11 protein-coding genes are annotated in these 13,250 nt (G+C 37.1%); 10 read left to right on the plus strand and 1 reads right to left on the minus strand.

The window, feature by feature from the left end:
• Positions 1-426: 426 nt before the first annotated feature.
• The 5 genes from ACZ5B7_RS08435 (at position 427) to ACZ5B7_RS08455 (ending at position 6,185) form a co-directional block, all read left to right on the plus strand.
• A complete protein-coding gene (locus ACZ5B7_RS08435; protein ID WP_464493424.1) occupies positions 427-2,118 on the plus strand; it encodes a peptide ABC transporter substrate-binding protein in 1,692 nt (563 codons plus the stop codon).
• Positions 2,119-2,227: 109 nt separating this feature from the next.
• The gene (opp3b, locus tag ACZ5B7_RS08440) at positions 2,228-3,160 is read left to right on the plus strand and encodes an oligopeptide ABC transporter permease (RefSeq protein ID WP_464493425.1); all 933 of its coding nucleotides are present in this window, start codon (positions 2,228-2,230) and stop codon (positions 3,158-3,160) included.
• Positions 3,157-4,185 carry an oligopeptide ABC transporter permease gene (opp3C, locus tag ACZ5B7_RS08445; RefSeq protein ID WP_464493426.1) on the plus strand — a complete coding sequence of 343 codons (1,029 nt, stop codon included), beginning with the start codon at positions 3,157-3,159 and terminating at the stop codon, positions 4,183-4,185. The genes opp3b and opp3C overlap by 4 nt, the downstream gene beginning before the upstream one ends.
• A 17-nt stretch (positions 4,186-4,202) precedes the next feature.
• Positions 4,203-5,246, plus strand: coding sequence for an ABC transporter ATP-binding protein (locus tag ACZ5B7_RS08450; RefSeq protein ID WP_464493427.1), 1,044 nt, complete (start codon positions 4,203-4,205; stop codon positions 5,244-5,246).
• Positions 5,247-6,185, plus strand: coding sequence for an ABC transporter ATP-binding protein (locus ACZ5B7_RS08455; protein ID WP_464493428.1), 939 nt, complete (start codon positions 5,247-5,249; stop codon positions 6,183-6,185).
• 47 nt (positions 6,186-6,232) lie between these two features.
• Here the strand turns inward: ACZ5B7_RS08455 and ACZ5B7_RS08460 are convergent, their stop codons facing one another.
• A complete protein-coding gene (locus ACZ5B7_RS08460) occupies positions 6,233-6,418 on the minus strand; it encodes a hypothetical protein (RefSeq protein WP_213140998.1) in 186 nt (61 codons plus the stop codon).
• Between the two features lie 566 nt (positions 6,419-6,984).
• Here ACZ5B7_RS08460 and spxA point away from each other — a divergent pair.
• From spxA to pepF, 5 genes are all read left to right on the plus strand, one after another.
• The gene (gene spxA / locus ACZ5B7_RS08465) at positions 6,985-7,380 is read left to right on the plus strand and encodes a transcriptional regulator SpxA (RefSeq protein ID WP_042455300.1); all 396 of its coding nucleotides are present in this window, start codon (positions 6,985-6,987) and stop codon (positions 7,378-7,380) included.
• Between the two features lie 348 nt (positions 7,381-7,728).
• Positions 7,729-8,400: an adaptor protein MecA gene (mecA, locus tag ACZ5B7_RS08470; RefSeq protein WP_423801507.1), complete on the plus strand. Its 672-nt coding sequence runs from the start codon at positions 7,729-7,731 to the stop codon at positions 8,398-8,400.
• Between the two features lie 80 nt (positions 8,401-8,480).
• The gene (gene cls, locus ACZ5B7_RS08475) at positions 8,481-9,992 is read left to right on the plus strand and encodes a cardiolipin synthase (protein ID WP_464494457.1); all 1,512 of its coding nucleotides are present in this window, start codon (positions 8,481-8,483) and stop codon (positions 9,990-9,992) included.
• Between the two features lie 106 nt (positions 9,993-10,098).
• Entirely contained in the window at positions 10,099-11,280 is a 1,182-nt protein-coding gene (locus ACZ5B7_RS08480; RefSeq protein ID WP_464493429.1) for a competence protein CoiA, read from the plus strand.
• Between the two features lie 126 nt (positions 11,281-11,406).
• The gene (gene pepF, locus ACZ5B7_RS08485; RefSeq protein WP_464493430.1) at positions 11,407-13,230 is read left to right on the plus strand and encodes an oligoendopeptidase F; all 1,824 of its coding nucleotides are present in this window, start codon (positions 11,407-11,409) and stop codon (positions 13,228-13,230) included.
• The last annotated feature ends 20 nt before the right edge of the window (positions 13,231-13,250 follow it).

The following is a 13,250-nucleotide window of genomic DNA, read 5'->3' on the forward strand; positions in this document are numbered from 1 at the left end:
AGTACAAAGTTGAAGGACTTGAAAATCGCATCATAAAAACCACTTTGAATGGTAAAAATGAGAAAAAAAGAAAGGAGAAGAGCAAATGAGATATAAAAAGATATATTGATATAGCTAACAATAGAAATTTCGCCGTAAAAAATAAAGGATAAAATGAAAATGGAAAGCTGTGTAAACGCTACCAATATTACACTTTTATTAGGGGAAAATTTCACTTTTATTCCTCCGAAACGTTGTAATGTAAGGTTTTATAACCCGAAAAAACCTTTATAAATATAAATTATAACATAGTAAATTGTAATTCATACGTAAGATTGTCTTGAAAATGTAAATTAATTTTCAAAAAGTAATGTACAAGAGAATGAAAATATGTATAATAGAGAATGTAGTAATTTTTCAGAATAATAGAAAAGGGAGGTCTACATAGTGAAGAAATCAAAACTTTCACTACTTTTAGTGTTATCGCTAGTGCTTAGCATGTTTTTAGCAGCATGTTCCGGCGGCGGTGATAAGAAAGAAACTGGTAAAAATGAAGGCAAAAATAATGCTGGTACTGAGAAATTAGCTGATAAACAAGAACTAAACGTTCTTGAATCTGCTGAAATTCCAACAATGGACAGCGTTATGGCACAAGACGTATTGGCTTTTACAACACTTAATGCTACAAACGAAGGCCTATATCGTTTAGATCCAGATCAAAAAGTTATTCCTGGTGTCGCTGATGGCATGCCAACTTATAATGATGACAAAACTGTTCTCACTATCAAATTGAAAAAAGATGTAAAATGGTCAAACGGTGACCCTGTTACCGCAAATGACTTTGTATTTGCATGGAGACGTGCAATCAATCCAGAACAAGCTTCTCCATATGGTCCATATTTCATGGAAGGTAAAATCAAAAATGCCTCTGAAATTGTTGCGGGAAAAGCTAAGCTTGAAGATTTAGGTATCAAAGCATTAGACGACAATACTCTAGAAATTACTCTAGTAAGAGCTCTTCCATATATTGAATCATACTTAACATTCCCGCTTTTCAGCCCACAAAACGAAAAGTTTGTTACAGAACAAGGTGCTGATTATGCAAAAGATGCTGCGCATTTACTTTTCAATGGTCCATTTAAATTGACTAAGTGGGCTGGCCCAACAGGAACTGAATGGGTATTAGAAAAAAATGCAGACTATTGGAATGCAAAAGAAGTTACGTTAGAAAAGATTAATTTCAACGTATCTAAAGATCCACAGGCTTCTGCAAATGCATACACTGCTGGCGAAGCTGATATTACACCAAAACTTGCACAAGCAGCAATCCTTTCACAATTTGAAGGAGCAAAAGATTTACTTCGTTACCAAGAGCCATCCATCTGGTGGTTGAAAATGAATGAAAAGAACCCAGCTTTGAAAAATGTTAATATCCGTAAAGCAATTGCTCTATCTGTAGACAAAAAAGCTTTAGTTGAAGATGTATTAGCAAACGGCTCAGTTGCAGCTGATTACCTTGTACCAAAAGGCTTCTCATTTTTAGATGGGAAAGATTTCCGCGAAACTGCTGGAACCTACCTAAAATCTAATAAAGCAGAAGCTAAAAAGCTTTGGGAAAAAGGACTTGCAGAAACTGGTCTTAAAGATGTAAGCTTTACTTATGTTGGCCAAGATACTGAATCATCAAAAGTTACTGATGCTTTCATTAAGGACCAATTGGAGAAAAATCTACCTGGATTAAAGATTACAATTGAATCAGTTCCATTTAAAATTCGAATTGCTCGTGAAGATGCCGAAGATTATGATTTGTTAATGGGCGGTTGGGGACCTGACTATGCTGACCCAATGACATACATGGATCTTTGGGTAACTGGCGGCGGACAAAACCATATGAGTTATAGTAATCCTGAATTTGATAAGCTAATCAAAGCAGCTAACGAAGACCTTGTTGCTAAACCACAAGAGCGTTGGAAAGCACTTCAATCTGCTGAAAAGATCTTGTTAGAGGACGATGCAGCTATTGCACCACTTTATCAACGTTCTGTAAACATCTTGATCAATCCAAAAGTTAAAGGTTTCGCACACCATGCATTTGGTCCTGACTATAGTTACCAGTGGATTAAAATCTTAGATAAGTAACTATAACAAATCAAATAAAAAGAGAGTATATTTTTCAATATACTCTCTTTTTACCTGTATGTTAATTGTCGTAAAATGTCGAAAATTCAACTAATTAGGAGGTGTAGGCATGGCTAAATATATATTAAAACGTGTTGGCTATATGATAATTACCCTATTTATCGTAACATCGCTTACTTTTTTCCTCATGAAGCTAATTCCTGGAAGTCCTTTTAATAACTTCGAGAAGCTTACTGAAGTTCAGCGTAATATCCTTCTGGATAAATATGGCTTAAACGATCCCGTGCCTGTCCAATATTTTAACTATATGATTAATTTGGTGAAAGGTGATTTAGGAGTTTCCTTCCAATTTGATAATACCCCTGTAACAGAACTTATTGCAAATCGTCTTGGACCATCTGCTCAGTTAGGTTTGCAAGCTATGATAGTTGGTTCAATTTTTGGTATTTTATTAGGAGTACTTGCTGCTCTAAAGCAAAATACATGGATAGACTATACATCAACTTTTGTAGCAGTTGTGGGTAAATCTATACCTTCATTTATTTTTGCTGGATTGCTTCAGTATTATATTTCAGTTAAATTAGGCTGGCTTCCAGTAATGTTATGGAAAGGACCTGAATATACAATCCTTCCCACTATTGCATTAGCAATGTTTCCTATTTCGATAGCAGCACGCTTTATGCGTACCGAAATGGTTGAGGTGTTAGGGTCTGATTATATTACTTTGGCAAGAGCTAAAGGGGCTAGCCGCTGGCAGATTAGCTTTAAGCATGCCTTAAGAAATGCATTAATTCCAGTTGTTACAGTTTTAGGCCCATTAGCAGTTAGTTTAATGACTGGTTCGCTTGTTATTGAGCAAATATTTGGTATACCAGGAATTGGTGAGCAGTTTGTAAAATCCATAAATATGAACGATTATCCAGTTATTATGGGAACGAACATTTTATTTGCTGTTCTGTTTGTTGTCGTTATCTTAATTGTTGATATTCTATATGGAATTATCGACCCGCGTATTCGTGTATCGGGGGGGAAGTCTAAATGAGTAACAAAAACGTAACCGTTTCAAAAGATATGTTCGCTCCTGCTTATATTGACCCAGCAAAAAGTGAAAAGATTGTCAAAGTAAGCCTGAATTTCTGGCAGGATTCGTGGTTAAGGGTCCGTAAGAATAAAGGTGCTGTTGTAAGTATAGTGATTCTTTTTATTTTAATCATAATGGCTTTTGTTGGCCCAATGATTACACCATATGCTTACGATACGCAAAACACAAAACATAATAACCTGCCACCGCGTATTCAAGGGCTAGAAAATATTCATTGGCTTCCGTTTGATGGAACTTTGACAAGGAGAGATGGAACTGAGTACAACGCATATGAGGTGCGAAAGGTTGATGCCTATTATTGGTTTGGTACAGATAATCTAGGACGTGACCAATTTGCACGGGCTTGGAAGGGTACTCAAGTATCATTATTTATTGCCTTTATGGCTGCCTTAATTGATATGGTTATAGGCGTAGCGTATGGAGCCATATCCGGTTATTTAGGCGGACGGATTGACAGCGTTATGCAGAGAATCATCGAGGTAATAGTCGGAATACCAAACTTAATTATCGTCGTCTTAATGATTCTAGTATTAAAGCCCGGGATTATCCCAATTATTATTGCCTTGACCATTACTGGGTGGACGAGTATGGCGCGTGTTGTACGTGCACAGGTATTAAAATTTAAAGGTCAAGAATTCGTTTTAGCTGCAAAAACACTAGGAGCTTCAGATGCTTCTATTATCTTTAAGCATATGATTCCGAATATGTTTGGAGTTATTATTATTAATACGATGTTTTCCATCCCGAATGCTATTTTCTTTGAAGCTTTTTTAAGCTTTATTGGGTTAGGATTACAAGAACCTCATGCATCTTTAGGAACATTGGTTAATACAGGTTTTAAATCGATGATCGCTTTTCCGTATCAAATGATTATTCCTTCCATTTTGATTGCGTTAATCATGGTATGCTTCAACCTTGTTGCAGACGGATTACGTGATGCATTTGATCCAAAAATGCGTGATTAGAAGGCAGGTGGATGTAAATGGAGAAAATTTTAGAAGTTAAAGATTTAAATATTTCGTTTCATACATTTTCTGGCGAAGTTAAGGCGATTCGTGGTGTAAGCTTTGATTTATATAAAGGTGAAACATTAGCAATTGTTGGTGAATCAGGATCTGGAAAATCTGTAACAACCAAATCAATTATGCGCTTACTTCCTGAGCACAACTCAGAAATTAAAGGCGGTCAAATTCTTTTCGATGGGAAGGATTTGGCCAAGTTAAAGGATAAGGAAATGCAAAAAATTCGGGGAAAAGATATATCAATGATTTTCCAGGATCCAATGACTTCTTTAAATCCAACCATGAAAATTGGCAGCCAAATCATGGAGCCGCTTATTAAACATCAAAATATGAGCAGAAGTGCGGCTAAAGAAAGAGCTGTTGAACTGTTAAGACTTGTCGGAATTCCTAAGCCTGAACTTCGTGTGGAACAGTATCCGCATCAATTTTCTGGCGGCATGAGACAAAGGGTCGTTATTGCCATAGCTTTGGCTTGTAATCCTAAGGTTTTGATTGCCGATGAACCGACTACAGCATTAGATGTAACAATCCAAGCCCAAATTCTTGAGTTAATGAAGGACTTACAAAAGAAAATCGATACGTCGATTATTTTCATCACTCATGACCTCGGTGTTGTGGCGAATGTTGCTGACCGTGTTGCGGTAATGTACGGTGGCAAAATCGTTGAAGTTGGAACCGCTGATGAAATTTTCTATAATCCGCAGCACCCATATACATGGGGATTGATCAGCTCCATGCCGGATATGGAAACAGATGATGAGGAATTATACTCAATCCCGGGAACACCACCTGATTTATTAGATCCGCCAAAGGGTGATGCATTTGCACCCCGTAACCCTTATGTGATGAAAATCGACCTAGAACAGGAGCCGCCATTTTTCAAGGTGTCTGATACTCATTATGCAGCCACTTGGCTATTGCATCCGGATGCTCCTAAGGTGGAACCGCCTGAGGCTGTAAAAAGGCGTCAAGGTCAATTCCCTGGTATAAAGGTGGGAAAATAAATGAGTGAAAGAAAAAAATTATTAGAAATAAAGAATTTAAAACAATATTTTAATGAAGGCAAACCTAATGAGGTAAAAGCAGTTGATAATGTCTCCTTTAGTATTTATCAAGGAGAAGTAATGGGGCTTGTGGGTGAATCAGGCTGCGGTAAATCTACAACAGGCCGGACAATTATCCGTCTATACGATGCCACAGGTGGAGAAGTCCTTTATGATGGTGTTAATGTTCATGGGAAAAAATCCAAGAAAGAACTTAAACAATTCAACCGTAAGATGCAAATGATTTTCCAAGATCCATATGCATCATTAAATCCCCGCTTAAAAATAGCAGACGTTATTGCCGAGGGAATCGATATTCATGGGTTGGCAAAATCAAAACAGGAGCGAATGGAAAAGGTATATGAATTGCTCGAAACTGTTGGATTGAACAAGGAACATGCCAATCGTTATCCTCATGAATTTTCCGGCGGTCAGCGGCAGCGAATTGGGATTGCCCGTGCACTGGCAGTTCAACCGGAGTTCATTATTGCGGATGAGCCTATTTCAGCATTAGACGTATCGATTCAAGCGCAGGTCGTAAATCTAATGAAAAAGCTTCAGCATGAAAAAGGGTTAACATATCTGTTCATTGCACATGACTTGTCAATGGTTAAATACATCAGTGACCGTATTGGTGTTATGTATTTTGGTAAAATGGTTGAGCTTGCACCGTCAGATGAACTTTACCGAAATCCACTTCATCCATATACGCAATCACTATTATCAGCGATTCCTGCTCCAGATCCGATCAGTGAGCGGGCTCGCAAACGTAAAACATATGATCCAGCAAGCCATAATTATCAGGACAATGAGCAGGTTGAGTTCCGTGAAGTTACGCCGGGACACTTTGTCCTTTGTTCGGAAAAAGAATTTAAACAATATCAAGCACAATCTAAATAATAATAAAAAAAACGATCTCAGATATCGAGATCGTTTTTTTTATTATTTTACTTTCTTTTTCCGCCAACGGTTTTCCAGCCAGTTTGAAATCTGGCACTTTGGTCGACAAATTCGCTGCGGCGTTTTCCGCCAAATACCTTTTCACCAATACCGTTTGTGATGACTCCCATAAAAGCTGTAATCCCGATCACTAACAGTGCAACAACTGTTAAATCAGTTATGTATCCAGCCATGATTGTCCCTCCATTTGATGAATCAAAGAATTGATTTTATTTTATTCACTACACTTATTGTAAGTGAACTTTGCCTTTAAGAAAAGAGAAAAATAAAAAACTAATGAAAAGCTATATTTAAATACTGATATCGTTTTCATTTTGTGATTTTAATTGAGAATGGATTTTTTAGAAAAAAACCTAGCAGGTTATTTGTTATTAAAAACTAGATTTAATTCACAATGCATTACCCTCATAAAGCATAATTAAAGATACGAACATTTTAGTATGATTAACAATGAAACGTAATAAAAAATAAAAAAATAAAAAAATTTTTGAAACTTTTTCAGAAATCATTCGTCTAATATAATAAGGAATCTTAAATTTAGGGGGTATTCTGATAGGGATTATTTTTGAAAAAGGGATACCTTTTTTCGATATTGTAGTGTATAATGAGTGATATAAATTCCTTATTTATAATAATTTTAATTTTATAAACTGTTAATACATTGGAATTGTGTTAATTTCCCTAATTCCGGATTGATATATGATAGATTTGCAAATAATTAGAGGAGTGTGAAACACAGATGGTAACACTATACACCTCACCGAGCTGTACATCATGTCGGAAAGCAAAGTCATGGTTAGAAGAGCATGAGATTCCATATAAGGAAAGAAATATTTTCTCAGAACCTTTATCTATGGAAGAAATCAAAGAAATTCTACGTATGACTGAAGATGGAACGGATGAAATTATTTCAACGAGATCTAAAACCTTTCAAAAGTTAGATGTGAATTTGGATACAATGCCTCTTCAGGATTTATTCAAATTAATTAAAGAAAACCCTGGGTTGCTTCGCCGCCCAATCATCATTGATGAAAAACGTTTGCAAGTTGGATATAATGAAGATGAAATCCGCAGATTTCTGCCTAGAAAGGTCAGAACGTATCAATTGCGAGAAGCACAGCGGATGGTAAATTAATTGAGAGTAAAGACCTTTTTTATGAAGGTCTTTTTTTCGTTTTTATTGTTTGAAATTTTTATTGAATTTTGTTATTATTAAAGGAATATCTATATTGGAAATTTTCCCTCTGAATGTTGATTGGACTACTGTTCGTATTGGATATTAGGCGGATTTATGGATTTTGTGAAATTGCGCTTTTTTATTTCCCTTATTTGTTCTTTTATCATAAAATGAAAGTACAAGAGTATTTGCTTTTTTATTTAAAGTTTCATTGAATAAACTTTTTTTAAGAGTGAATGCTAAGGGAGTTATCTGCTTGGGGGTATTTAGTCCCTTCAATATGAACAATGGAAGGGAGAGGTTAAAATGGAGATTGAACGTATTAACGAAAATACGGTTAAATTTTATATTTCCTATGGTGATATAGAAGAAAGAGGCTTTGATCGGGAAGAGATATGGTACAATCGTGAACGAAGTGAAGAACTCTTTTGGGAAATGATGGATGAAGTCCATGGAGAGGAAGAGTTTGTGGTTGAAGGTCCGTTATGGATTCAGGTTCAAGCCTTGGATAAAGGGTTAGAGGTACTTGTGACCAAAGCGCAGCTTTCCAAAGATGGCCAGAAATTTGAACTTCCTATTCCTAATGATAAAATTAAGGATTTGCCTGTTGATGATAAGATTGAAGAACTTTTAGATCAGCATTTTAATCCAAATTATTCAGATGAAGAAGAAGTCCTTCTTGAAGAAGATAGTTTGGAGTTTATTCTTGCTTTTAAAGATTTTGAAGATGTGATCAGTTTGGCAAAAAGACCGGGTCTTGATAACTTAGTCACAACGCTATATCACTTTGAAGGTAAGTATTACTTATATACTGAATTTCCTGAAGATGTTTTCGGGGAAGATGAGATTGATGATGTTTTAAGCGTATTGCTGGAATATGGGTATGAAACACAGTTAACGATTCACCGAATTCAGGAGTACGGTAAAGAAATAATTGCTGAGAATGTTTTTGAAGTTATTCGAAACCATTTTAGCTAAAAAAAGTACCGATTTCACAGTTGAAATCGGTATTATTTTATATGACTTTAAAAATGGGTGTTTCAAAGCAGGTGAGGACACTGAAGAATACGGTTCGGGTTGTTATATTTTTGTTGGTTCTTTCAATTCTTCTTTTTGCTTTCAAAAATCAGTTGGAGAGTGGCATTTTAGGGTTCCTAAGTGTAATGATTTCGCTTTCCGTCATTTTTATCGGGTTTGTAATATTTTTGGAAAACCGACATCCTACACAAACCATAACATGGTTGGTTGTTCTTGGTAGCTTTCCGCTGGTGGGGTTTATTTTTTATCTTCTATTTGGCAGGAATTATCGAAAGGAACGGATGTTTAGAAAAAAGTATTTTCTTGATAAACAGGCATTCTTAACCGTTGAGGGCGAAAATGACCCAAGGAGTGAAGAAAAGCTGCAGTTAATGGGGGAGCATCAAGGCAAATTATTTATGCTTGCTCAAAAACTGGGGAATAGTCCAATATCCTTTGATACAGCAACCAAGGTTTTAACAAACGGTGAGGAAACCTTTTGTCACATAATGAAAGAGCTAAAAAGGGCGAGGCACCATATTCATCTAGAATATTATATTATTAGGCATGATCAGATTGGCCAAGAAATAAAGAATATTTTAATTGAAAAAGCGAATCAAGGTGTAAAGGTTCGTTTTATGTTTGATGCCGTTGGGTCCTGGCAGCTTTCAAAAACTTATATCAATGATTTAAAGAATGCCGGAATAGAAACTGTTCCATTTGGGCCGGTAAAATTGCCTTTTTTAAATAATAAGTTTAATTTCCGCAACCACCGAAAAATAATTGTCATAGACGGGAATATTGGGTTTGTCGGTGGATTAAATATTGGCGATGAATATCTGGGACGAAATAAGGATATCGGATTCTGGCGGGATACCCATTTGATGCTTCGGGGCGAAGCAGTGCGGACGCTGCAGCTGATTTTTCTCCAGGATTGGTATTATATGACGAATCATAGTTTTCTGACGGCAGAATACTTATCTCCACAAATTGACCACAAAAGCCACGGTGGTGTTCAGTTAATCGCAGGAGGTCCGGATAACGAATGGAGTGTTATCAAGAATATATTTTTCTCCATGATTGGATCGGCAAGAAAATCAGTCTGGATTGCTTCTCCATACTTTATACCAGATGAGGATATTTTCTCCGCCATTAAAGTAGCCGCCTTAAGTGGAATTGATGTACGGCTTCTAGTTCCAAACCGCCCGGATAAGCGGATTGTCTTTCATGCTTCAAGATCCTATTTTCCTGAGCTTTTAGAGGCAGGAGTAAAGGTGTTTGAATACGAAAGAGGGTTTATGCACAGCAAAATTGTCATTGTTGATGGGGAATTGGCCTCAATAGGAACCTCTAACATGGATATGCGAAGCTTTCATTTGAATTTTGAGGTAAATGCGTTCCTTTTCCGTACGGAAAGTACCCAAAAGCTTGTTGCAGAATACCTAAACGATTTGGAATTTGCAATACAATTAGATTTAAAAACATTCCAACAGCGGCATTTGGGGTATCGGTTGCTAGAATCTACTGCAAGACTGCTCTCACCGTTATTGTGAAAATTTTGTTAAAACTCGTCGATACCGGCGGGTTTTTATTTTTTTTGTAAAGGGATTTTGGCACGTTTAGTCGAATTGGAGAAGAAAAGAAGGGGGAGGATTCCGATTGTTAACAGCCCAGACGAAAACAGGTAAACAAATTTCGCTTGGAAACGGTTACTCGAAAGAAGCACTTTTAAGCCTTAGAAAAACCGAGGAGTTCATATGTCCTGTCTGTGGGGAAAATGTTTCATTAAAGCTTGGTGAGCAGCGAATATTCCATTTTGCCCATAAAAAAGGAAGCACCTGCTGCGAACTATACGAAGCAGAGTCCGTCAATCATATTGAAGGAAAGCTTCAGTTATATCATTGGCTAAGCATGCAAAAAATTCCTTGTATCCTCGAATATTATGATCGGAAAATGCAACAGCGTCCCGATATCATGTTTGAACATAATGGTCAGAGATTTGCCCTAGAGTTTCAGTGCTCCACACTATCAGAAGAAATATTTTGGAAGAGAACAAAAAACTACCTTGAACATCACTATACACCTCTATGGATCATCTCCAGCCATCACATTCATCAAAAAAGCCGCCACATCATTCCTTTTTCAAATTTTCATTACTTATTTTTACGAACGGGCATCAGAGGTCAGTTGTATATACCCTGCTATTCTCCTGAAAAGAAAGCCTTCCAATTAATTAGTTCTATTACTCCGTATTCCATTAAAAATGCTTTTGCGAAGCAAACATTCAATTCCCTTGACCGTTTGCGACTTGAGGATTTGCTCAATCCTAAGCCCGATAAATGGAAGATTAATCTATTAAAGTGGAAGGAAGCCGCAGAAAATTATCAAATTAGTTGGGTTCTTCATGCAGGTGCCGTGAAAAATCCTTTTCTTCATGAAATTTATCAGCGAAATTTAAATCTCTTTTTATTGCCAGCAGAAATAGGCCTGCCAGTTCCTCATGCAGTTTACATTCAAACCCCTCCAGTTGTATGGCAAACCTACTTATTCCTTGATTGTCTAGCTGATAAAAATCCCGGAGCATTGATCTCGTATCAGGATATACATTACCAGGTGCAGAAAAGAATCTCCAAAAAAGATATTACGATCCGAACTTTACCTTTACTAGAAACTATTAATCCGATGATACCGGTCATAGAATATTTCCGGAAGCTGATTGAATTGGGCGTTTTAATTCGAAAAGGGGATTGGATATGCGAAATAAACAGAAACATCAAGATTCCTCAATCAAACCGAGAAAAGGATGAGGCAAAGTCAATATTTTATCAAAATAATAAATGAAAATAGATGACAGGGCATAATATAGGAGAGGCTTTACTGCATATAAGCGTAAAGGAGGAAAAATAAAGAAAAAATGGAATATAATAAAGTGATATTGGATTATCAAATGGAAATGGAGGATCAATCATGACAAATGAAACGGCTGTAAAGTCACTCCCAGCAAGAAGTGAAATTCCAGTTGAAGATACTTGGAAGCTGGAGGATATTTTTGCAAGCGATGAGGAATGGGAAAAAGAATTCCAAGAGGTGAAGGCACAAATTCCGGGAATTAAGCAGTTCGAAGGAAAATTGGGAGAAAGTCCAGAGACGCTTTATAAAGCCCTTCAATTTCAGGACCAGCTTTTTGAAAGAATCGGCAAGCTCTATACATATTCACATATGAGATATGACCAAGATACGACAAACTCTTTTTATCAGGGCTTGGATGATCGAATGAAAAATCTTTATTCTCAAGCAGCGAGCCAATTTGCCTTTATTGTTCCAGAAATTCTTGCAATTGACGAAAGTAAAGTAACTGGCTTTTTAAATGAAAAAACGGAATTAAAGCTATATGAACATGCTCTTGAAGAAATTAATTTGCAACGACCGCATGTATTGAGTGCGGAAGAGGAAGCTCTGCTTGCTGAGGCGAGTGAAGTAATGAATGCGTCTAGTAATACATTTGGTATGCTGAATAATGCCGATTTGGAGTTCCCATCCATTAAGGATGAAAATGGAAACGAGGTTGAAATTACACATGGCCGTTATATCCGTTTCCTTGAAAGCGAAGACCAGAGGGTAAGGCATGACGCTTTTAAAGGTGTATACCAAACCTATGGACAGTTTAAAAATACATTCGCAAGTACTTTAAGCGGGAATGTGAAAAAGGATAATTTTAATGCACGGGTCCGGAACTATGACTCAGCAAGACACTCTGCCCTTGCTGCTAATAATATTCCTGAAACGGTCTATGATAACTTAGTGAATACCGTTAATGAGAATCTGCATCTGCTGCATCGTTATGTAAAGCTCCGCAAACAAGTATTAGGGGTTCAGGAGCTTCATATGTATGATTTGTACACACCACTAGTTAAAGATGTGAAAATGGAAATTAAGTATGAAGAAGCAAAAGATCTTGTTATAAAAGGACTAGCCCCGTTAGGTGATGAGTATGCCCAGATTCTAAAAGAGGGCTTTGAAAACCGCTGGGTCGATGTCCATGAGAATAAGGGCAAGCGCAGCGGGGCTTACTCATCAGGGGCATACGGAACGCATCCATATATCCTGATGAACTGGCAGGATAACGTAAACAATTTATTTACCTTGGCTCATGAATTTGGTCACTCTGTTCACAGCTACTACACAAGGAAGAATCAGCCGTTCCCATATGGGGACTATTCGATTTTTGTCGCTGAGGTTGCTTCTACCTGCAATGAGGCGCTGCTGAACAACTATTTGTTAAAAACAATTGATGATGAACAAAAGCGGATTTATCTGTTGAATCATTATTTGGAAGGCTTTAGAGGCACGGTATTCCGTCAGACGATGTTTGCTGAATTCGAGCATTTAATCCATCAGATGGTGCAAAATAATGAGGCATTAACGGCAGAGTCATTAACAAAAACTTACTATGAATTAAATAAAAAGTACTTCGGTGAAGAGGATATTGTCATTGATGAGGAAATCGGCCTTGAATGGACCCGCATTCCGCATTTCTATTACAACTATTATGTTTACCAATATGCGACAGGCTTCAGCGCGGCAACTGCCTTAAGCAAGCAGATTTTAGAGGAAGGCGAGCCAGCCGTAAAACGGTATATTGAATTCCTCAGTGCGGGAAGCTCCGATTATCCAATTGAAGTATTAAAGAAAGCCGGAGTGGATATGACAAGCTCTGAGCCAATCAAGGATGCCTGCAAGGTGTTTGAAGAAAAACTAGGTGAATTAGAACAATTATTGCTAAAAAAATAAAAGTAGGAGGGATGGCAAAG

The sequence above is a fragment of the Neobacillus sp. S1115 genome, from assembly GCF_055385565.1.

Bases quoted from the DNA above. Each gene is read 5' to 3' on its own strand.
- spxA (WP_042455300.1), top strand. From the start codon at position 6,985: ATGGTAACACTATACACCTCACCGAGCTGTACATCATGTCGGAAAGCA.
- opp3C (WP_464493426.1), top strand. From the start codon at position 3,157: ATGAGTAACAAAAACGTAACCGTTTCAAAAGATATGTTCGCTCCTGCT.
- ACZ5B7_RS08455 (WP_464493428.1), top strand. From the start codon at position 5,247: ATGAGTGAAAGAAAAAAATTATTAGAAATAAAGAATTTAAAACAATAT.
- ACZ5B7_RS08450 (WP_464493427.1), top strand. From the start codon at position 4,203: ATGGAGAAAATTTTAGAAGTTAAAGATTTAAATATTTCGTTTCATACA.
- opp3b (WP_464493425.1), top strand. From the start codon at position 2,228: ATGGCTAAATATATATTAAAACGTGTTGGCTATATGATAATTACCCTA.
- pepF (WP_464493430.1), top strand. From the start codon at position 11,407: ATGACAAATGAAACGGCTGTAAAGTCACTCCCAGCAAGAAGTGAAATT.
- mecA (WP_423801507.1), top strand. From the start codon at position 7,729: ATGGAGATTGAACGTATTAACGAAAATACGGTTAAATTTTATATTTCC.
- ACZ5B7_RS08460 (WP_213140998.1), bottom strand. From the start codon at position 6,418: ATGGCTGGATACATAACTGATTTAACAGTTGTTGCACTGTTAGTGATC.